General features: G+C 44.8%; 17 protein-coding genes and 1 other annotated feature. Of the genes, 6 read left to right on the top strand and 11 right to left on the bottom strand.

Annotated elements, in window-relative coordinates:
* Positions 1–80 precede the first annotated feature (80 nt).
* The 4 genes from pepA to AYJ58_RS09230 all read left to right on the top strand — a co-directional run bounded on the left by pepA (position 81) and on the right by AYJ58_RS09230 (position 6,118).
* Positions 81–1,589, top strand: coding sequence for a leucyl aminopeptidase (gene pepA, locus AYJ58_RS09245; RefSeq protein WP_106649869.1), 1,509 nt, complete (start codon positions 81–83; stop codon positions 1,587–1,589).
* Between the two features lie 339 nt (positions 1,590–1,928).
* Complete coding sequence (locus AYJ58_RS09240; RefSeq protein WP_106651791.1) at positions 1,929–2,432, top strand: DNA polymerase III subunit chi; 504 nt, start codon at positions 1,929–1,931, stop codon at positions 2,430–2,432.
* A 20-nt stretch (positions 2,433–2,452) separates the two neighbouring features.
* Complete coding sequence (locus tag AYJ58_RS09235; protein ID WP_106649868.1) at positions 2,453–5,329, top strand: valine--tRNA ligase; 2,877 nt, start codon at positions 2,453–2,455, stop codon at positions 5,327–5,329.
* Between the two features lie 339 nt (positions 5,330–5,668).
* On the top strand, positions 5,669–6,118 hold the full coding sequence (locus AYJ58_RS09230) for a c-type cytochrome (protein WP_106649867.1): 450 nt from the start codon (positions 5,669–5,671) through the stop codon (positions 6,116–6,118).
* Positions 6,119–6,193: 75 nt separating this feature from the next.
* On the opposite strand, the gene AYJ58_RS09225 is transcribed toward AYJ58_RS09230, so the two are convergent.
* Positions 6,194–6,886: a cytochrome b/b6 domain-containing protein gene (locus tag AYJ58_RS09225; RefSeq protein WP_106649866.1), complete on the bottom strand. Its 693-nt coding sequence runs from the start codon at positions 6,884–6,886 to the stop codon at positions 6,194–6,196.
* 299 nt (positions 6,887–7,185) lie between these two features.
* Between AYJ58_RS09225 and hpf the strand changes: the two genes are divergently transcribed.
* Positions 7,186–7,542 (top strand): ribosome hibernation-promoting factor, HPF/YfiA family, encoded by a 357-nt coding sequence (hpf, locus tag AYJ58_RS09220; RefSeq protein WP_106649865.1) that lies wholly within the window; start codon positions 7,186–7,188, stop codon positions 7,540–7,542.
* Between the two features lie 1,643 nt (positions 7,543–9,185).
* Positions 9,186–9,302, top strand: a sequence feature (Phe leader region).
* A 41-nt stretch (positions 9,303–9,343) separates the two neighbouring features.
* A complete protein-coding gene (locus AYJ58_RS09215; RefSeq protein WP_106651790.1) occupies positions 9,344–11,338 on the top strand; it encodes a chorismate mutase in 1,995 nt (664 codons plus the stop codon).
* 165 nt (positions 11,339–11,503) lie between these two features.
* Here AYJ58_RS09215 and AYJ58_RS09210 read toward each other — a convergent pair whose 3' ends face one another.
* The 10 genes from AYJ58_RS09210 to rpsP all read right to left on the bottom strand — a co-directional run bounded on the left by AYJ58_RS09210 (position 11,504) and on the right by rpsP (position 21,002).
* Positions 11,504–12,808, bottom strand: a complete 1,305-nt coding sequence (locus tag AYJ58_RS09210) for a cation:proton antiporter (protein WP_071939190.1) — start codon at positions 12,806–12,808, stop codon at positions 11,504–11,506.
* Between the two features lie 43 nt (positions 12,809–12,851).
* Positions 12,852–13,187 (bottom strand): hypothetical protein, encoded by a 336-nt coding sequence (locus AYJ58_RS09205; RefSeq protein ID WP_006080796.1) that lies wholly within the window; start codon positions 13,185–13,187, stop codon positions 12,852–12,854.
* A 162-nt stretch (positions 13,188–13,349) separates the two neighbouring features.
* Positions 13,350–14,519, bottom strand: a complete 1,170-nt coding sequence (locus AYJ58_RS09200) for a hybrid-cluster NAD(P)-dependent oxidoreductase (RefSeq protein WP_106649864.1) — start codon at positions 14,517–14,519, stop codon at positions 13,350–13,352.
* Positions 14,520–14,651: 132 nt separating this feature from the next.
* Positions 14,652–16,316, bottom strand: coding sequence for a hydroxylamine reductase (hcp, locus tag AYJ58_RS09195; RefSeq protein WP_106649863.1), 1,665 nt, complete (start codon positions 16,314–16,316; stop codon positions 14,652–14,654).
* A 216-nt stretch (positions 16,317–16,532) separates the two neighbouring features.
* The gene (tyrA, locus tag AYJ58_RS09190) at positions 16,533–17,672 is read right to left on the bottom strand and encodes a bifunctional chorismate mutase/prephenate dehydrogenase (protein ID WP_106649862.1); all 1,140 of its coding nucleotides are present in this window, start codon (positions 17,670–17,672) and stop codon (positions 16,533–16,535) included.
* A gap of 26 nt (positions 17,673–17,698) precedes the next feature.
* On the bottom strand, positions 17,699–18,790 hold the full coding sequence (locus AYJ58_RS09185) for a 3-deoxy-7-phosphoheptulonate synthase (RefSeq protein ID WP_106649861.1): 1,092 nt from the start codon (positions 18,788–18,790) through the stop codon (positions 17,699–17,701).
* Between the two features lie 259 nt (positions 18,791–19,049).
* Entirely contained in the window at positions 19,050–19,403 is a 354-nt protein-coding gene (gene rplS, locus AYJ58_RS09180; RefSeq protein WP_006080791.1) for a 50S ribosomal protein L19, read from the bottom strand.
* Between the two features lie 34 nt (positions 19,404–19,437).
* Positions 19,438–20,184, bottom strand: a complete 747-nt coding sequence (gene trmD, locus AYJ58_RS09175; protein WP_028760810.1) for a tRNA (guanosine(37)-N1)-methyltransferase TrmD — start codon at positions 20,182–20,184, stop codon at positions 19,438–19,440.
* A gap of 15 nt (positions 20,185–20,199) precedes the next feature.
* Positions 20,200–20,730, bottom strand: a complete 531-nt coding sequence (gene rimM / locus AYJ58_RS09170) for a ribosome maturation factor RimM (RefSeq protein ID WP_006080789.1) — start codon at positions 20,728–20,730, stop codon at positions 20,200–20,202.
* Between the two features lie 20 nt (positions 20,731–20,750).
* Positions 20,751–21,002, bottom strand: a complete 252-nt coding sequence (gene rpsP, locus AYJ58_RS09165; protein WP_006080788.1) for a 30S ribosomal protein S16 — start codon at positions 21,000–21,002, stop codon at positions 20,751–20,753.
* Between the last annotated feature and the right edge of the window lie 92 nt (positions 21,003–21,094).

Raw genomic sequence — 21,094 nt, 5'->3', positions numbered from 1 at the left:
AATAACTTAGGCCCTTTTCGGGACAAGCAGACATTATCCAATAAATATAAAAATTTGTCTTTAAGAATCTAGGAGTGCTCATGGAGTTTAGCGTAAAGAGCGGTAGCCCCGAAAAACAACGCTCAGCCTGTATCGTGGTCGGTGTTTATGAACCCCGTCGTCTGTCGGGTATCGCGGAGCAATTAGATAAAATTAGCGAGGGTTATATCAGTAACCTACTGCGTCGCGGCGATCTGGAAGGTAAACCTGGCCAGATGTTGTTGCTGCACCATGTTCCTAACGTATTGAGTGAACGTGTATTATTAGTGGGTTGTGGCAAAGAACGAGAACTAGACGAACGCCAATACAAACAAATCATCACTAAAACAATCAACACCCTTAACGAAACAGGTTCAATGGAAGCGGTTTGCTTCTTGACTGAACTGCACGTGAAAGGACGCGATACGTATTGGAAAGTGCGCCAAGCGGTTGAAACCACCAATAGCAGTCTTTATAGCTTTGATGCCCTAAAGACCCGCAAAGGTGAAACTCGCCGTCCACTGCGTAAATTAGTGTTCAATGTACCCACTCGCCGTGAATTAACCTTAGGTGAGCGCGCTATCGAGCATGGTATGGCAGTGTCTGCCGGCATGCACTTATGTCGCGATGTGGCCAACATGCCACCTAATATCTGTAATCCAGCCTATTTGGCCTCGCAAGCGCGCCAAATGGCTGAAATGCACGACACCCTGCATGTCACCACTATCGGTGAAGAGCAAATGGCCAAACTGGGCATGAACTCATACCTTGCAGTCGGTCGCGCCAGTGCCAACGAATCCATCATGACAGTGATGGAATACAAAGGTGCTGTCGATAGCACAGAAAAACCCATCGTATTAGTCGGTAAAGGGTTAACCTTCGACTCGGGCGGTATTTCATTAAAACCTGGCGAAGCCATGGACGAAATGAAATATGATATGGGCGGCGCAGCAGGTGTTATCGGCACCATGAAAGCCATCTGTGACATGAAGTTACCTATCAATGTTGTAGGTATTCTGGCTGGCTGTGAAAACATGCCATCGGGTAATGCTTACCGTCCAGGTGACATTCTGACCACTATGTCAGGTCAAACCGTTGAAGTGTTAAATACCGATGCGGAAGGCCGTTTAGTTCTGTGTGACGTATTAACCTATGTTGAGCGTTTCGATCCTGAATTGGTTATCGATACAGCGACTCTGACTGGTGCGTGTGTGATTGCCCTTGGTAAACACGCATCGGGTCTGTTCTCATCGCATAACCCTCTGGCACACGAGCTATTAAGTGCTGGTGAGCAAAGTGGTGACCGCGCATGGCGCATGCCATTGTGGGATGAGTATCAAGATATGCTCGACAGCCCGTTTGCTGACATGACCAACTTAGGTGGCCGTCCTGCTGGCGCTATCACAGCAGCATGTTTCCTTTCTCGCTTTGCTAAAAAGTACAACTGGGCTCACTTAGACGTTGCAGGCACAGCTTGGAATAGCGGTGCTAACAAAGGTTCTACGGGCCGTCCAGTGCCACTATTGACTCAGTTCCTGATCAATCGTGCTGGCGTTGAACTCGGCGAATAACCAACTATCCGGCCTTAGTATGTTAAAGGCTCGATAAATGAAAGGCGAAGATGAAAATCTTCGCCTGTTTTATTTTCTTATATAATCAGAAAATCGATTTCCTGAATAAGAACTTGAATAAAAACTGAACAACTAATGGTTTTAGAATAATTTTTCAAAGAGTTATAGCTCGATCATCTTCATCTCCAACGACTTAAAAGCATCCCATTAAGTCCCGCCAAACAGTGATAGGTAAAACCTCAGCGCAAGGTTTGCCCCAAGCATTAACCCATAATGACTTTTAGTGTAAACTGCTGCTTTCGTTCGCCACTAAAACAAGTGAAGCAAGGCATTGAAATCATGACTCAAGTGCTGTTTTATCTCATGCCGCCAGTGGCATCACCTGCCAAGGCCAAGGTTGATTCACCTGTTGTAACCGCGAATGCGAACCCTGCAATTTGCGAGATGCATCTTCTGGCATGCCAACTGGCGCAGCAGGCTTTTGTGAAACAACAATGGGTCTATATCCATTGCCAAGATAAACAGCAAGCCCATGCAATTGATGAACTTTTATGGCAATTTGAGCCAAGTGCCTTTGTACCTCATAACCTCAAAGGTGAAGGCCCGATGACGGGATCGCCGGTAGAAATTGGTTTTGATCGCCTCGGCGCCAACAAAAGTCGCCAAGTTCTGATTAATCTTGCAGACCAAGCGCCCCCATTTGCGGTAAACTTTGGCCACATTATCGATTTTGTTGCCAATGACGATCAGCATAAAGCGGTCGCTCGCGAACGTTATCGACAGTATCGCGGCTTAGGGGTTAATTTACAGACCCAAGACTTAGCAACACATCCACTTAATTAGTTTGAGACAGACACGTTCCCATGGAAAAAACATACGATCCGCAGTCCATCGAGCAAACGCTTTACCAAAACTGGGAAGAGCAAGGTTACTTCAAGCCACACGGCGATGAATCCCAAGGCAATTATTGCATCATGATCCCGCCACCAAACGTGACGGGCAGCTTGCACATGGGTCACGCCTTCCAAGACACCATTATGGATACTTTGACCCGTTACCAACGGATGAAAGGCAAAAATACCCTATGGCAAGTCGGTACTGACCATGCGGGTATCGCCACCCAAATGTTGGTTGAGCGTAAGCTTGAAGCCGAAGAAGGCAAAAATCGTCATGACCTAGGTCGCGATGCCTTTATGGATAAAGTGTGGGAATGGAAAGCGCAATCGGGCGGCACTATTACTAAGCAGTTACGTCGCATGGGCGCTTCTGTTGATTGGGACCGCGAGCGTTTCACTATGGACGAAGGCTTATCTAAGGCCGTGCAAGAAGTGTTTGTACGTCTGTACGAAGACGAGTTGATTTATCGCGGTAAGCGTTTGGTCAACTGGGATCCAAAGCTACACACGGCTATCTCTGATTTAGAAGTGGAAAGCAAAGAAAAACAGGGCCATATGTGGCACCTGCGTTATCCACTGGCCGACGGTGAACTGACTGCCGATGGTAAAGACTATTTAGAAGTCGCTACCACCCGCCCTGAAACCATGCTCGGCGACAGTGCTGTTGCAGTTCATCCCGATGATGAACGCTATCAAGCGCTGGTCGGTAAGTTTATTCTGTTGCCGATTGTTAACCGCCGCATTCCTATCGTGGCCGACGATTACGTCGACATTGCCTTTGGTACAGGTTGTGTGAAGATCACCCCAGCCCATGACTTTAACGACTATGAAGTCGGTAAACGTCACAACCTGCCAATGTTCAACGTACTGACCTTAGATGCCGCCATTCGTGCAAGTGCCGAAGTGGTGAACTCTGACGGTACCTTTAACAAAACGCTCGATGGCAGCCTGCCTGAACGTTTTGCCGGACTTGACCGTTTTAAAGCGCGCGATGCTATCGTCGCCGAATTTGAAACCTTAGGGCTGCTCGAAAAAATCGCGCCGCACGCCTTAAAAGTCCCTTACGGCGATCGCTCAGGTGTGGTTATCGAGCCAATGCTGACCGACCAATGGTATGTCGCTGTTGCGCCAATGGCGAAAACAGCTATCGAAGCCGTTGAAAATGGCAGCATTAAATTTGTGCCACAGCAATACGAGAACATGTACTTCTCGTGGATGCGTGACATTCAAGACTGGTGTATTTCGCGTCAATTGTGGTGGGGTCACCGCATCCCAGCTTGGTACGACGAAAACGGCAAAGTCTATGTCGGCCGCAACGAAGCCGAGGTACGTGCTAAGCACAATATTGCCGACTCAATGACATTACGCCAAGACGAAGACGTACTGGATACTTGGTTCAGCTCAGCCCTGTGGACTTTCTCGACCTTAGGTTGGCCTGACAATTTAGAAGATTTAAAAACCTTCCACCCAACCGACGTGTTGGTGACAGGTTTTGACATCATCTTCTTCTGGGTTGCCCGTATGATCATGATGACCATGCACTTCATCAAAGATGAAGACGGTAAACCACAAGTCCCGTTCAAAACCGTCTACGTAACTGGTCTTATCCGCGATGAAGCGGGTAACAAGATGTCAAAATCTAAAGGTAACGTACTCGATCCATTAGACATGATCGACGGTATCGGACTTGAAGATTTAGTTGAAAAACGTACCGGTAATATGATGCAGCCACAACTGGCCGCCAAGATTGAAAAGAGCACTCGCAAAGAGTTTGCTGACGGTATAGAAGCCCACGGCACTGATGCACTGCGCTTTACGCTTGCGGCAATGGCATCAACGGGTCGTGACATCAACTGGGATATGAAGCGCTTAGACGGTTACCGTAGCTTCTGTAACAAGTTGTGGAACGCCTCACGCTACGTGCTGATGAACACAGAAGATCAAGATTGTGGCCCAGGCTCACCAGAGCACAAAGGCGGCGAGATGGAATTGTCGTTGGCCGATCGCTGGATTATCGGCTTGTTCAATCAAACCGTTAAGACCTTTGACGATCACATGACAGCCTACCGTTTCGACTTAGCAGCCAATACCCTGTATGAGTTCACTTGGAACCAGTTCTGTGACTGGTACTTAGAATTAACTAAACCAGTATTGCAAAACGGCAGCGAAGCGCAAATGCGCGGCACCCGTCACACCTTAGTGACAGTGCTCGAAGCGATGCAACGCCTGATGCACCCTATGATGCCGTATATCACTGAAACCATTTGGCAGCGCGTTAAACCATTAGCTGGTGTCGCTGGTGATACCATTATGCTTGCGCCGTTCCCAACATTTGATGCCGCTAAAGTCGATAGCGCAGCCATGGCCGATTTAGAATGGGTTAAGCAAGTGATTGTCGCCGTGCGTAACATTCGCGCCGAGCTGAACATTGCCCCATCTAAGCCATTAAATGCCCTACTACGCGGCGTTAGCGCGCAGGATAAAGCCCGTGTTGAAGCCAACCAAACCTTCTTCACTACCCTTGCCCGCTTAGAAAGCATGACCATTTTAGCCGATGGCGAAACTGCGCCTATGTCGACCACAGGTTTGATTGGCGAGATGGAGCTGTTGATCCCAATGGCAGGCTTAATCGATGTCGCCGCCGAAATGGCCCGTATCGACAAACAGCTTGAAAAACTCGGCCAAGAGATCGCTCGCATCGAAGGCAAATTGTCGAACCAAGGCTTCGTGGCAAAAGCCCCTGCCGACGTTATCGACAAAGAGCGCGCCAAGATGGCCGATCTCAAGCGAGATATGGACAAACTCAATGAACAAAAATCTGAGTTTGCTAAGTTAGAAGCTTAAGCTTCTCATTTACTCTGATTCACTTGTTATGATTAGTTCTAACTGAATGAAGGGCAGCCACTAGGCTGCCCTTCTTGTATCTATGTTAAATACAAAAATTAGTCGCTTACTGTTAAGTTCATATATAGCCAGATCTTTCTTAGGCAATGACTGGCTTAACACTAAAACCATCTAGAGTAGCGTTGTTGTTAAACCGACATCAATTTTCATACAAATAACTTGTTACGTTTAGTCATCTTATCCAGACAAAAACTGACAAAAATGCTTCTAGTACATCAAGTTAATTTGTGTACAATAGAAGCGCAATGTCACACTTCGACGCTAATTTGTGAGAATACGATGAAAAAATTACTACTTACTCTCGTTGCCAGTACTCTATTGGCTTCAACTGCACAGGCACACAATTTCGAAGATTCTAAAGATGCGATTGAATACCGCCAATCTGCATTTGGTCTTATTGCTTATAACTTCGGCGATATGGCTGCCATGATGAAAGGCAAAAAGCCTTTCGAAGCGGAAACCTTCGCAATGCGTGCAACGAATGTTGCTGCATTATCAAAAATTCCTTTCGAAGGTTTTATTGATGGCTCAGACAAAGGCGACACTGAAGCTTTAGCCAAAGTTTGGCAAGACAGAGCTGATTTCGATGCAAAAATGAAAACTTTCCAAGAGAATGCCGCCATTCTTGCTACTGTTGCTCAAAAAGGTGATCAAGCTGAAATCAAGCAAGCCTTTATGAATACAGGAAAAAGCTGTAAAGGTTGTCACGACGTTTATAAGAAAGACTAGCTCTATTTAGTTTTTCTCCATCAAAAAGCCTGCTTATTAGCAGGCTTTTTGTTACTCAAAACACTCAACGTAAAACTATAGCACTTGCACTATCGGCCACATTAAATACACAAAGACCACTGCCGCTAATACAGCCAGCAGCACTAAGGCAAGCCACGCTGACTTGAATGTAAGATCATGATTCACACTTGATGACAGTGCCACCTTAGAGACTTTCTTGTAGCCACTGAGCATAGCACCAACTAACTTATCGCCCTTGATGGCATGGATAACCACTGCTAGTACATGAATGGCACTCAGCGCTAGGATAAGGTTAAAATTCATCTTATGTAGCCAAGTCAAAAATCCACTGGTATCAGAACTGACATAACTATAGAGCGGACCTTCGGTAAAAATATCATCGGTCGCAAAAAGGCCTGTAACTAATTGCAGGCTAATGATCCCAATCAGTGCGACAACCATGTAGCCACCAATAGGATTGTGCCCTAGCACAACGGACATTCCCTTAGTTTTGATTGCTTTCAAGTAGTCGAGCACAACCTTAGGGTGATGAACAAAGTGGCTAAACCTTGCCGTATCGCTACCAATGATCCCCCAGAAGATCCTAAATCCGATAAAGATCAGCAAACTATAAGCAAAAATTTGATGCCACTGCATTTCGCCTGCGTCGGCACTCCACCATAAAAGTGCCAACAGACACACCATGCCCCAATGGAAAATTCGCGTGGGTAAATCCCAGACCTTAATCTTAACGTGTTCAATATTCATAAAATGGGCAAACTCAAAGTGAACGAATGAAATAAGTTGAGGTATTTTATCGGGATTTAGGATGAAACTTAAAGTAAATATAAGTAAATAAGGGCAAAGACTGCGGAGTTATCCCATCGAATATGACCCGATTTAGCAGGTAATACAAGGCTTTTTGGCTAGGAATTATTGATATTTGTCTAAGTGATCAAATATCCAACGAACAGTAACTAACCGGCACAAAAATGCGATCTAGATCTCGTTTTATAGTGCAGACCTTGGTAATCTGAAATCCAAGGAAACAACAGAAGGTTCGAAATATGCTAAAGATTACTAGCAAGCAACTTGAAGTCACATCTCCTATTCGTGAACGTATTGAAAGCCGTTTCGAAAAACTTTCAAGGCATGATGTGCAAATGATAAATCCCCATGTAATCATTACGGAGGAGAAACCTGGTTTCAAAATTGAAGCATCGGTTGGCATCCCAAATGGAGAACTCTTCGCTCAAGCAAAACATGAAAATTTATATACTGCGATTAACGCCATGGGCCAAAAATTAGAGAAGCAGCTCAATCGCATAACACATAAACCGGAAGCACAACGTTCCACATCATTAACACCGACTAATAATATTGTTGAAGTTGACGACGATTACGAGGAGGAAGATGCGGCATAATTTAAGTTTAGTGAGTGCGAGAAACGCACCACTTTGAGAGCAATAAAGTAGAAATATTTAATCAGATCACAGTTTTTACAAAAGCTTAGTGCAATCATTTTAATGATGAAAAAAACAGTTCGTTTGACTAAATACCTACTACACTTTACAAAGTGACAGCAAGAATCGAAGTGGTGCGAATTTAAATCGTTTCAAATGTTGATTTACTTTAATTTTTGATTTACATATATTGATTAAAAGATATTATTTATAAATAACGTTACTGGATATAACTAAGGAGCACGACCAATCCAACCCATATAGTTTTAAGTACTAAGATTTTAAGCTCAAAGGGTTTTAAGTTCTAAAATTTGTTGTTAATGATTAATTTTACTTATAATTTTCACGTTCAAAAGCTTAATGTTATACCTTCAACTAGGTTCACTTTCAATAGTAAGTTTGGAAAGGAGGCAACACAAAAGCAAACAATTTTATAATATTGATATTGTTGATATTAGTTACAATCAAGTATGTTTGCATTCACTAAAAGTAGTGCTCAATTTTGACGCAATAACAGAATGACCACCAGAAACAGGCGGCATTGCTGAATACCAGAGTTAACATGAGGAGCCGAGAACAGCACAAAAGTACATTAGCAAAGCCTTTAACTATCCAATTTTTATATCCACAATGGAGGCTCAGTTAAACATAAAAAAAGTCACATTAGCAAAAGCTACATAACAAAAAGTGCTTATTATAAAACGGGTCGGCACCAATGTGTGCTAAACACTGAGACAAATGAGGTAACAACGGTCACGTTTTGTTAGATGAAGAGAGTCATATTTACACTGATATATTAGTTAGCGTTTTTAGCGTGTGATTTAATGTAAGTGTTTAATGTAAGTGCAATACGTTGGTTTGATTAAAAGTCATTAGTTTACTTAGTGTTATTTGTATAGTAAAAACTGTAAATCGTATAAATATTTATTTATGTAATGCGTTAACGTTTACCGTTAGTTGAGTTTTGATATTTTATAGACACCTTAAATAATGTTTGATTATCAACTAAAAAGGAGGGCATCTAGACTTGACGAAAAATGTAATAACAGTAAATGAGAGTTTGTTATACGCTCCATGTATTAACACGTTAGGTTTTAAAGTAAAAAGTAATAACGTAAGTAGCAAGACCTAAGCGCATGATAAGGCTAAGCTGTTTTTACAGCAATATGTACCTAGTACAACTAATGAGCCGTAAATCGTTTATTTTAAATGTTCGTTTTTTTAGTGTTATTTTAAATGTTATAGCTTCATGTAAGTGTTAATTGTTAAAATATAAGTGCAAGACATGTCAACGTAAGTTCGCTGGTACTGCAAAACAGCATAGTTCAAATGTTATACGCTATGCCGCGTTAAAGTACTTGTTAGTGTTCATAGTAAATGCAAGTCGTTATCTAGTGAGTTGTTAACGTTTTACTGTTACACGTAAATGTAAGATAAACGAGTGTTTTACCTTGTCCCACATTGACCATAAGGAGGATAAACTCGCTTGACCATATATTCATACTCAAACCAGCGCACCTTCGGGTGCGCTTTCTTTTTAGTCTGTCTGTGAGAAAGTTTTGATTGACAGCTAAGCCCTAGCCCTTTAGTTTTAAGGCCATGAAAATGATAACAGCAGCTTTTTTTACTTTCTTTTTTACACCCCCACTCTAGGAGGCGGATTTACTGTGTAAAAACGAAAGTAAAAATCCAAAGCCTCCCAACTGGGAGGCTTTTTTGTCTTAAACGATTGATAAAATACATGGCGGCAATTGAGGTCAGAATGCATACACCACAGCCTTTAAATCAAACCCGAGAGCAGATCACCAATCTGGATAATGAACTGCTGGCATTACTCGCAGAGCGCCGTCGCTTAAGTCTAGAAGTGGCACGTAGCAAAGAAGTGGATGTCAGACCCATCAGAGATACTCAAAGGGAAAAAGAACTGCTCGCTAGGCTAGTGAAAGAAGGCAGAGAAAAGGGATTAGATGCCCACTATGTTATCTCCCTTTACCAAAGCATCATTGAAGATTCTGTATTGAATCAACAAGCTTACCTTCACGGCCGTGCCAACCCAGAAACACAAAAACAGCAGTATTGTATCGCCTACCTCGGTGCACGAGGCTCATACTCTTATCTCGCAGCGACCCGCTATTGCCAACGCCGCCAAGTTGAAATGCTAGACTTAGGTTGCCAAAGTTTCGATGAAATAGTGCAAGCCGTTGAGTCTGGGCATGCTGATTATGGTTTCCTACCGATTGAGAACACTTCTTCAGGTTCAATCAATGAAGTCTACGATGTACTGCAGCACACCAGTTTATCGATCGTTGGTGAAACGACGATTGAAGTCAGCCATTGCCTTCTAGGAAAAGCTGGCAGTAAATTAGCCGACATCAAAACTGTCTATGCCCACCCTCAGCCTATTAGCCAATGCAGCAGATATTTAAGTCAGCACAAAGACTTGAGACTGGAGTACTGCTCAAGCAGCGCAGAAGCAATGGACAAGGTAAACCAAAGTCCAGATAACAGTGCAGCAGCCATTGGTAGCGCCGAAGGTGGTGCTCTTTATCAGCTAGAGTCTATAGAAGCGGGCTTAGCGAATCAGAAGATCAACCAAAGCCGCTTTATCGTCGTTGCCCGCAAAGCCGTTGCCGTGCCAGAGCAGTTACCCGCTAAGACCACGTTGATCATGGCGACGGGCCAAAAAGCTGGTGCTTTAGTAGAAGCTCTGCTGGTTCTGAAGGCGCATCAGTTAAACATGAGCAAATTAGAGTCACGCCCGATTCCAGGAACACCTTGGGAAGAGATGTTCTATTTAGATATCGATGCGAATATCTCCAGTGAATCTATGCAGGCGGGTTTAAAGCAACTTGAGCGGATCACCCGTTTTATCAAAGTATTAGGCTGTTATCCTTGTGAAACAGTCAAGCCCACGCAGCTGAGCAACAGCCAGTTACTGATTGAACCTAGCACCTCTAAGGATCAAGTCATCAGCGAGAATGGAGCAAATACCAGCCCTGTTAGATATAGCAAAGCCTATAAAGAGCAAGCCAGTGAGATCAACTGCGGTGCAATGACAATCGGTGCAGGGCATGTCGGTGCCATAGCGCAAATCACGCTGAATAATGATATTTCACACTTAGCGTTATCGGCTTTCGAGCAGCAAGTGAAACAGCTTAAAGAAGCGGGATTCCAAGCCGTTCTACTCAATGCTGTTAGTCAAATGGCTATGGCGGAAGTAACCCTAGCTAAACTGCGCCAAATCCTGCATCAATATGGTCTAGTGTGCATTATTACCATAGAGCAAGAAGCCGATATGCCATTAGCCGTTCAACACGCCGATATGCTGTTCTTGGCGGGTAAGCAGATGTTTAATCAAACCTTACTGACTCAAGCGGGTACGTTGCCAATACCTTTGATACTTGAACGTAACGATATGGCAAGTTTTGAAGAATTACTCACGGCAACAGAAATTATCTTAAGCCAAGGCAATCAGCAACTTATTCTGTGTGACTCTGGCATTAGAACCTTAAATAACGCCAATCTACCCTCACTCGATTTGGCGAGCCTGATCCAGATTAAAGCCACGAGCCATTTGCCCATTTTGATCAACCCTAGCTATGCCGTATCAGATGATGCCCTACTGGTTCAAACCCAAGGTATTAAGCAGCTTAAAGTGGATGGATTGATACTCAATTGTCCACTCGATAGCAGTGATGACCATGAGTCGCTTAACTTAATTAGCGCTGTAGTGCGGGAATTATATCGGGCTAACTAAAGCTTTGATCTTGATTGATTTAATCTTAACTGAAATGTGGTTAGTTCGAAGTGTATTCAGGGATAAATGAGACTTCTTTTATCCCTGATTGACTGAAATAAGCCTGCAAGTCAGCGTGATGACTAACAGGCTTAATATTGTTTACTATCGCTGCCCAATCATCCTTTATGCATTTTCAGAAGAGCCAACAGCCCTCGATGGTTCGGTAACCGCATTACTCCTGCGGATAAGCCCTGTCATAGTAGAGCCCTGCACTAGAATCGAAAATACGACGACGGCATAGGTCATCACTAACAATAATTCCCTCAGCTCCACACCACCAATAGCATCGATAACAATCCCCTCAGGCAAACTCATCGCCATCGCGAGTGCTAATCCTCCCCTTAAACCACCCCAAATCAGAATCGTCTCTGCATAGGGGTTGTAAGACTTAAACAACCTAAAGCCCAAATAAGGTAATAACACGCTCACGGCACGCGCCAATAATACCAATGGAATCGCCACAAACATAAACCACCACAACGGCGCTTTAAAAGTGACTAACAAAAGCAATAAGCCGAGCAGTAGGAAGAGTAATGCATTAAAGAAGGATTCAATCAGCGACCAAAATGTCAGTAGTTTCACACGCTCGTGGCGGGCAAAAAACTTAGGCACACTGAAATTACCTATGATGATCCCTGCACTCACCATGGCTAAAGGCCCAGAAACCCCAAACACTTCCGCCATCACATATCCCGCGGTTGGGATCAGCAAAGTGACCAACATCAATTGCGTTTCTTCCTCACAGTAGCGGAAAAAATGATGCAGCAGAAAACCAAGAACGCCACCATAAATAACCCCGCCTAACGCCTCACGAATAAATAATTCAGAGATATGGATAAACGTCAGCGGTTCAGTGGAGAAGGCTAATTGCGATATTGCCACAAAAATCACTAACCCTATGCCATCGTTAAATAAAGATTCACCTTCCACTTGGATAGCAATATCTTCCGGTGCGCCCATTTTCTTTAAAATAGCCAAAACGGCGATGGGATCGGTTGGCGAGATCAAGGCGCCAAACAGCAAGCAGTGGCTGAGTTGTAGCGGTAGACCCAACATAGGCGCGACCCAAAATAACAGTCCTCCTATGATAAAGGTCGATAATAAAGTGCTGACAAAGGCGAGGATTAAAATTTCCCACTTCTGATGCCTCAGTATTTTTAAACGGATCTGCAATGCGCCGGCAAAGAGTAAAAAACCTAACATGCCATTGAGCAGCAAGGCTTGAAAATCGAGCTTCTCTAAGCCTGATACAAAATACAGATAAACATGCCCGCCTAAGGCCTTTCCCCCAAGGAGTAATAACAAACTCATGCCTAGGGCGATAGCCGTAATGGCCACAGTTTCCTGCAGTTTATGGACGCGTGAAGAGACAACCGAAGTGACTAGCGCCAAGGCGCAGAGGATACACAGAATTTGGTAACTGGACATAAGAGCCTCTAAATATCATCAATTTAGAGACTCTAGCACAAGTTTAGATTTCTAAACCATCCAATAGACTTAACCACCCTTTAATGATCCTGTGGCAAAACCAAATGATCCCAAAAAGATAAATCGAAAGACTGAGCCAAGTTAACGGCACACAATAGCCGAGCACTAACAAGCCAAGAAAGGCGACATTAGAATGCCGTTGCCAACGCAAATGCGACGCCAATAATGGGTTTCCATGGGATTGGCGTTGGGAAACATTAATGAACAAACTTAGCAGCACGGGAAGTAATAATAAGGGAAAGCCCGACATCAAGGCGTACAACAAATGCCCAAGAGAACGGTCTTCAATTTTTGCGGCATAAGTGGTTGTCATTGTCATTGAGAGACTCCAGCCAGACTAATGGACTGGGCGCCAACATCATACGCCCTTGTCATTAACCTTACGTTCTCACTGAGATAAGCGCAACTAAGGATTAGAAATATTTCCATCCATTTAAGAATAAGCCTGATAAGCCCTGTATAACTATCACTAATCAGCGCGCTAGAGTTTTAGTCTCACATCGGACGTTAACGTTGTAGAGCACGCCAGCACAAACCCCGCGTCAATTTCCGCAGGACTCAGCGTCATCACACTCGTTGATGTAGTTTCTCCCTCCAAGACTTGACACTTACATGCACCGCATACGCCCGAACGACAAGCCGCAATAATCGGTAATCCTTCAGACTCGATTCCCTCAAGTAAACTCTGCCCTTGTGTTAGCTTTGTGCTGCGATCCCCAATAGCTAAGTTAAAAATAGGCAAGGTAAAAGCCTCTGCTTGTGGATTATCATGCGTTTCAGTAGGTGAATTTGCTTGCATAAGCTGATGACGTGCAGCTTTCTCCGCGGTGGCAAAACTCTCATGGTGTAACTGACTCATATCAAAATTGAGTTCGGCCAATAACACTTTTACTGCCTGCATATAAGGCTCAGGCCCGCAGAGATAAACCGTTCGCTCAGTAACATCAGGCACTAAGGTTTGCAGCATCTGCGCAGTTAATCGCCCTATATCAAAACTTATCTTTGGAGAGAATAAAAGTGATTCGGTCGCCGACTCCAGTGCATAACTGAGTTTGAATGCGTTAAAGCGGTTTGCCATCGTCTCCAATGATGATTTAAAGATAATATCGGCGTCTGAGCGCGCGCTGTGCACAAAGGCAATATCGGCATCAATTTGAGTGTCAGTTAGATAACGTGACATCGAATACATGGGCGTAATGCCGCAACCTGCACTCAAAAACAAGTATTTCGCCGCAGGGATATCAATTAAATTAAATTGCCCCGTCGGTTGCAGTACGCGCACACGCTGGCCTGGCAGCAAGTGATCAATAAGATAATTAGACACCAGTCCACCCGCCACACGCTTAATCGTCACCATCAAGGAATAGGGTCTCGATGGTGATGACGACAAGGTATAACTGCGGCATACTTGCTCGCCGTTAATGTCGAGCACAAAGGTCATAAACTGGCCGGGCTTATAGTCAAACTTCATCGGCTCGCCCGCCTGAAAACGAAAACTCACCACATCGATAGTTTCATTCCAGCGTTCAACGCACACCAGCTCACTTAGCCCTGCTCCGATTTGCGCTGGCCCACCGTCTACTGGGTTAACACTTTTGGGTTTATGGAGCGCTTTCGGCCCTGCCATCACACTCAAATTTATCGCATTCATTACATTTTTACCTGCAACACACTGCGGTTTTAACCCTCGGAAAATCCGAAATTAAAACCGCAGTTAAGCAACCACTCATTGCTGATTTAAGCCACAATATTCAGCGGACTTCAGCAATGAGCACCGACTGATTTACGCCACGTTCAACATGGTCTTTAAATCGGCCTCAACTGTGGTGGTATTGCGTAAGCCAAACTTTTCTTCCAAAATTTTAGCGAGATTAGCGGTTAAAAATGCAGGTGGTGTCGGGCCTGTGCGAATGTTTTTCACACCGAGTGACAACAGTGTCAGTAACACCACAATGGCTTTTTGTTCGAACCAAGAGAGCACTAAACTCAATGGTAATTCATTGATATCACATTCGAATACTTCAGCTAACGCAATCGCTAACTGAATCGCAGAATAGGCATCGTTACACTGGCCCACATCGAGCAAGCGTGGGATACCGTTAATATCACCAAATTCGAGCTTATTGAATTTGTACTTACCGCAGCCTAAGGTCAAAATTAATGAGTCCTTCGGCGTCGATTTAGCAAGTTCCGTAAAATAGCTTCTGTCGGCCTTGTCACCATCGCAGCCGCCGACGAGGAAGAAATGCTTAATCGCACCACTTTTTACGTTTTCAACCACAGCTGGCGCTGCCGCCATCAAGGCATTATGGGCAAAACCAATGGTGATAGTGTGAGGGATTTCATCGTAGATAAAGCCTTCTAATGCTAACGCTTTATCAATCACAGCCGAGAAATCATCGCCTTCGATATGCACCACACCAGGCCAACCCACTATGCTGCGGGTAAAGATACGATCGCTATAACTGCCCACATTGGGGTCGATAATACAGTTGGACGTCATCACCACAGCGCCAGGGAAATTAGCAAATTCTTGCTGTTGATTCTGCCAAGCACTGCCGTAATTTCCGACAAGATGTGCATATTTTTTAAAGGCTGGATACGCCAGTGCGGGCAGCATTTCGCCGTGGGTAAACACATTAATACCCTTGCCTACAGTCTGCTCGAGAATAAGCTCTAAATCCTTCATGTCATGGCCAGAGACTAGTATGGCTTTGCCCTTAACTGACTTAGTGTTGACCACAGTTGGCTCAGGATGACCAAAGGCCTGAGTTTCACCCGCATCCAACATGGCCATTATGCGGTAGTTCAACTGACCAATATCCATCGCAGTGGTAAATAGTTTATCGCCATCGACACTCGGCTCACCTAAGAAAGACATGATTTCATGGAAGCGCCCTGCAACATTGGCATCAGTCTGTCCCAGCACGCGAGCATGTTCCATATAAGCAGCCGCGCCCTTAAGGCCATACAAACACAATAGTCTTAACCCCATGATGTCTTCATGAACGTCATGCTTATCTTTATTCAGCAGTGCAATTGGTGCCTGCGCTAGCATTTCAATCTTACTGGTCCCCAGCACTAACTGAGCGACTTGCGGCACTTGCTCAACGGCAATACCCGCTTGTTCACAAGCCGCTTCGTAAGAAGCTTTTAACCGAGCACGATAATGAGCCGCCTGCTGGGTATAGGCCATAATGCGCTCGTCATCGAAATTTACGTTGGTGAGGGTCGCGAAAAAGGCTTTAGGCACAAAACTATCAATTTCAGCATCGATAATGCCCAGCTCGCGGGCTTTAACCGCATACACAGACACGCCTTGCAGCATATAAATCAACAAATCTTGCAGATCAGACGTTGCCGCCAACTTGCCGCACATACCTTGGGAATAACTACAACCATTGCCAGCGGGTGTACGAATGGTTTGCTCACACTGAATACAGAACATGGATAGACTCCTAATTTAAATTCATGCTTTATTTTTGCATGTTTAAAACTAGTCTACCTAAACACACCATAAGCGACAGTCATTTTTAGAATGAGATGCTAAATGTTAGAGAAAGATCACTTTAAGTGATCGCTAATATAAGCAATCAAACCTGCCAAAATCTCATAAAAAAACGCCCATCAAAGATGGGCGTTTTAAAGAATAACTTGTTATTTATTAATTGGTTTTCATATCATTTACCGATTGCAGCATAATACGACTTTCACGCTGAAATTGGGGAGCAAAATCCCCAAACCATTTAGCGACGGTTTGGAACTGCTTAATAAACTCGTCCCTGTCACCGCGTTTTAGCAGCTCCAACGCCTCACGATAGTTATCTAAGTAATCGCCGATTGCATGTTGGCTATCTTGCTGGGCAAAAATAATATCGGCGTAAAGCTCTGGGCTTTGAGCGAATAATCGCCCTACCATAGCCAATTCTAAGCGGTAAATAGGCGAGCTAAATTGCAGTAAAGTATCAATATCTGCCTCTTCCTTGCACAGATTCAAACCATACACAAAGGTCGAAAAGTGACGCATTGCCTGCACTAACTGCATCGCACTGTCGTGACGTTCAGGCTCTGCTTCGACAATCCGCGCGCCCCATATTGCGATCTGCTCGAGTAACCATTGGTATTTATCAGGCTCACGTCCGTGGCACACCACCACGACTTGCTTTGCCAGACTGCCCACATCGGGACCAAACATAGGATGAAAACCTACAACCGGACCAGAATGCGCCTCAAGCATAGCGTTAACCGGCTCAGTCTTAATGGAGGTCAAATCTGCCAAAATGCAGTCTGCCGGTAATTGGCTCAGCTTTTCACGAATAAGCTCGCAAGTAATCGCAATCGGCACTGTCACTAACACCATTCCCGCATCGGCAAATAAGCTATCTGCTTGCTGCCAATCGTCTTTATCAAGCAACTCCACTTGGTAGCCTGATAGGGTCAGCATTTGTGAAAATAGTCCACCGAGTTGCCCTTTACCGCCGATAATCACCACAGATCCTAAATCTTTTTTAACCTGCTTAAAGCCAACATCTTTTTCATTGAGATAAGACTCACGCATCAAGCGGCGTAAAATATCCTCAATTAATTGCGGCGCAATCCCCATGTTTTTCGCTTCTTCGCGGCGTTTAGCGAGCATGGCGGCTTCACGCTGCGGTGCATAAATCGGTAAACCGGCGCCGTGTTTCACTGTGCCCACTTGCGCAACGAGATCCAAGCGCTTACGCAGTAAATGCAATAATTGCTGATCGACACCATCAATCAGGCCGCGAAGATGTTCTAATTCGGCCGTTGTTTTTTCATTCATACTTGAGTCCATTAAGCTGTAGCAATTTACGCATTAGCTACTTTAAGCATATCGAAACGCGTTGGAAGTATTGAAGATAACTTCGCCGCGCCGTCACGTAAAATGGTTTCTGTTTTTTCCAAGTTAATACAGGAATCTGTCACAGATACACCATAAGCTAGCTCGCTTAATGGCTTATCACAGCTTTGATTACCTTCATTTAAATGGCTTTCTAGCATAACGCCGATGATCGATTTATTGCCGTTATAAATCTGCGTGAACACATCTTCACACACAGGCTTTTGGCGGCTGTAGTCTTTGGATGAATTACCATGGCTACAATCGATGATCAAACGTGCATTGAGTTTAGCTTTGTGAAGTTGTGCCTCACATTCTGCCACGCTTGCGGCATCGTAGTTGGGTGTTGCGCCGCCGCGTAAAATAACATGACCATCTGGGTTACCCGCGGTTTGCAATAACGCCACTTGGCCCTGCTGGTTTATGCCCATAAATCTGTGACTGCTGGCTGCCGATTTTAGCGCATTAATTGCCACATCGAGCTTACCATCGGTGCCATTTTTAAAGCCCACCGGCATAGACAGACCCGATGCCATTTCCCTGTGGGTTTGCGACTCAGTCGTGCGAGCACCAATGGCCGACCAGGTCACTAATTCCGAGATGTACTGTGGGCTGATAGGATCAAGCGCTTCAGTGGCGACTGGTAGCCCTAATTCGGCTAACCAAATCATCAGCTCACGGGCCATTTTCAGGCCTTTTTCGACATCGAAGGATTCATCCATATCGGGATCGTTGATCATGCCTTTCCAACCTACCGTGGTACGCGGCTTTTCAAAGTAGACTCGCATTAAGATGTAAAACTCATCACTGAGTTCATCGTGCAGAGTTTTAAGCCTTAAAGCGTATTCTTTTGCGGCGGTGATATCATGGATAGAGCAAGGGCCAGTGACGATCAATACTCGATTGTCGCGCTTGTGGACGATATCAGCCACGGTTTTGCGAGCATTAAGAATATAACGATAAGCATGCTCAGAGAGTGGCAAGGCATTTTTAAGCTCTTGCGGCGTGATTAAAACTTTCTCTGAACTAATGTGTACGTTGTTAATCGTATCTTGTTGCATGCTTACCACCTAAGACTTAGTGTTTAACCCAGTTGTCGAAGCAGGACTTCAAGTCAGCTTGGGCATTCATTTCGGATAAAAATAGCGTAAATCCATTGCAATGTACTCTTGTAATGCTACACCATTACAACCAGGCGACCACTATGCCTGTTCATTTCCATTAGATCAAGTATAAATACTCAAAAAACAGCAACAAAAAACCGCCACTAGGGCGGTTTTCTGTGCGAACACTACGTCTTTTTTTCTGTAGCGGTAACTATTACTTAGTTGCCAGCTTCTCACGGATACGTGCAGATTTACCTGAACGATCACGCAGATAGTACAGTTTGGCGCGACGAACGCGGCCACGACGCTTAACTTCAATGCTAGCGATCAGTGGGCTGTGCGTTTGGAAAGCACGCTCAACACCTTCGCCATTAGAGATTTTACGTACTGTGAATGCAGAGTGCAGACCACGGTTACGCTTAGCAATTACAACGCCTTCAAAAGCCTGTAAACGCTCTTTATCGCCTTCTTTAACACGAACCTGAACGACTACTGTATCACCAGCACCAAACGCAGGTACGTCTTGTTTCATTTGCTCATCGTTGAGCATTTTAATGATGTTGTTCATAACTTACTCCGTTCTAGAATTAACTGAGCTACGACTAAGCATGCTTGTTCATTGCTTCAACGAACTGCGCTAATAGAGTCGTTTGTTCGTCAGTCAGAGCTAGATTTTGCAATAATTCTGGCCGTCTCAGTAAAGTCCTACCAAGGCTTTGCTGTAAACGCCAGAGTCTAATTTGTTCGTGGTTGCCACTTAGCAGCACTGCCGGTACGTCAAGACCATCTAGGCTTTCAGGGCGAGTGTAATGTGGACAATCCAGTAAACCGTCGGAGAAAGAATCTTGCTCCGCCGAAGCTTGTTTTCCTAGCACGCCAGGAACCAATCTCGATACTGAATCTATCAGAGTCATCGCCGGTAATTCGCCGCCCGAAAGCACGTAATCCCCTATCGACCACTCTTCATCCACTTCCGTTTGAATGATGCGTTCATCAATACCTTCGTATCGACCACAGACCAAAATCAAACGTGATGATTGAGCCAACTCAGTGACGCCTTGCTGATCCAGCTTGCGTCCTTGAGGTGACAAGTAAATCACCTTCGCACCTTCACCCGCTGCAGCTTTCGCTGCATGGATGGCATCACGCAAGGGTTGCACCATCATCAACATTCCGGGACCACCGCCGTAAGGCCTGTCATCTACCGTATTGTGTCTATCATGGGTGAAATCACGGGGATTCCACGTGTGCAACTCGAGCAGGCCGTTTTTCACGGCTCGACCCGTAACTCCAAAGTCTGTCACGGCACGGAACATCTCTGGGAACAGGGTTATTACCCCTAACCACATCTGTTGTACCTCGACTTAGAAGTCAGGATCCCAATCCACTAAAATCTGTTTACCTTGCAGGTCCACCGTTTTGATGAACTGCTCAGGGACAAAGGGGATCATACGTTCCACTTTGCCGAAACTATCTTTAGCGTTGGCTTTAACGAGTAATACGTCGTTCGATCCTGTTTCCACGATCTGATCGACAATCCCCATGTTATAGCCTGTTGTATTGACCACTTCGCAACCGATGAGATCACGCCAGTAGAATTCATCTGCTGGCAAATCGTTCATCTGTTCCGGCAAAATCGCAATCTCACAATTTGTGAGCATTTGCGCTTGCTCCCGTGTTTCTACGCCATCAAGTAAGGCAACAACGGCCTTGCCTTGATAACGCCACTGGGTGACCTTTATTTCGCGCCATTCACCATTTTCTTTAATAAGCCAAGGTGAATAGTCAAAGATACCTTCAACAGAATCGGTATAGGCGGTGATTTTCAGCCAACCTTTAATGCCATGACAGGAGCCTAATTTCCCCAGTACGACTGGCTGTTGGTTACTGCTCATCAATCTATACCTTAACGCTATTAAGCTGTTGCTTTACGAGCGTCTTTGATCAGTTTTGCTACACGTTCTGTAGCAGCTGCACCGTTAGAAACCCAGTGCTCAACGCGAGCTAGGTCTAAACGTAAAGTTTCTTCTTGGCCACGGGCCAATGGGTTGAAGAAACCTACACGCTCAATGAAACGACCGTCACGAGCGTTACGGCTATCAGCAACAACGATATTGTAAAATGGACGCTTTTTTGCGCCACCACGAGCTAAACGAATGGTAACCATGCGTTTTCAATCCTCTAATGATTTGCTTTGAAGCAAAAATAAAAACTGGAACCCCGTGTTCGCGAAGAGTCCCAGATAGAAAGCCGGAAGAT

The sequence above is a fragment of the Shewanella sp. Pdp11 genome (assembly GCF_002838165.1).
Classification (GTDB): Bacteria; Pseudomonadota; Gammaproteobacteria; order Enterobacterales; family Shewanellaceae; genus Shewanella; species Shewanella hafniensis.
This window is presented reverse-complemented; position numbering and strand designations above follow the sequence as displayed.

Coding starts and splice junctions, on each gene's coding strand:
- hcp (WP_106649863.1), bottom strand. CDS start 16,316: ATGTTCTGTATTCAGTGTGAGCAAACCATTCGTACACCCGCTGGCAAT.
- AYJ58_RS09235 (WP_106649868.1), top strand. CDS start 2,453: ATGGAAAAAACATACGATCCGCAGTCCATCGAGCAAACGCTTTACCAA.
- AYJ58_RS09230 (WP_106649867.1), top strand. CDS start 5,669: ATGAAAAAATTACTACTTACTCTCGTTGCCAGTACTCTATTGGCTTCA.
- AYJ58_RS09205 (WP_006080796.1), bottom strand. CDS start 13,187: ATGACAATGACAACCACTTATGCCGCAAAAATTGAAGACCGTTCTCTT.
- AYJ58_RS09210 (WP_071939190.1), bottom strand. CDS start 12,808: ATGTCCAGTTACCAAATTCTGTGTATCCTCTGCGCCTTGGCGCTAGTC.
- rimM (WP_006080789.1), bottom strand. CDS start 20,730: ATGAGCAGTAACCAACAGCCAGTCGTACTGGGGAAATTAGGCTCCTGT.
- AYJ58_RS09215 (WP_106651790.1), top strand. CDS start 9,344: ATGCATACACCACAGCCTTTAAATCAAACCCGAGAGCAGATCACCAAT.
- AYJ58_RS09200 (WP_106649864.1), bottom strand. CDS start 14,519: ATGAATGCGATAAATTTGAGTGTGATGGCAGGGCCGAAAGCGCTCCAT.
- trmD (WP_028760810.1), bottom strand. CDS start 20,184: ATGTGGTTAGGGGTAATAACCCTGTTCCCAGAGATGTTCCGTGCCGTG.
- pepA (WP_106649869.1), top strand. CDS start 81: ATGGAGTTTAGCGTAAAGAGCGGTAGCCCCGAAAAACAACGCTCAGCC.
- AYJ58_RS09240 (WP_106651791.1), top strand. CDS start 1,929: ATGACTCAAGTGCTGTTTTATCTCATGCCGCCAGTGGCATCACCTGCC.
- AYJ58_RS09185 (WP_106649861.1), bottom strand. CDS start 18,790: ATGCAACAAGATACGATTAACAACGTACACATTAGTTCAGAGAAAGTT.
- rplS (WP_006080791.1), bottom strand. CDS start 19,403: ATGAACAACATCATTAAAATGCTCAACGATGAGCAAATGAAACAAGAC.
- hpf (WP_106649865.1), top strand. CDS start 7,186: ATGCTAAAGATTACTAGCAAGCAACTTGAAGTCACATCTCCTATTCGT.
- rpsP (WP_006080788.1), bottom strand. CDS start 21,002: ATGGTTACCATTCGTTTAGCTCGTGGTGGCGCAAAAAAGCGTCCATTT.
- tyrA (WP_106649862.1), bottom strand. CDS start 17,672: ATGAATGAAAAAACAACGGCCGAATTAGAACATCTTCGCGGCCTGATT.
- AYJ58_RS09225 (WP_106649866.1), bottom strand. CDS start 6,886: ATGAATATTGAACACGTTAAGATTAAGGTCTGGGATTTACCCACGCGA.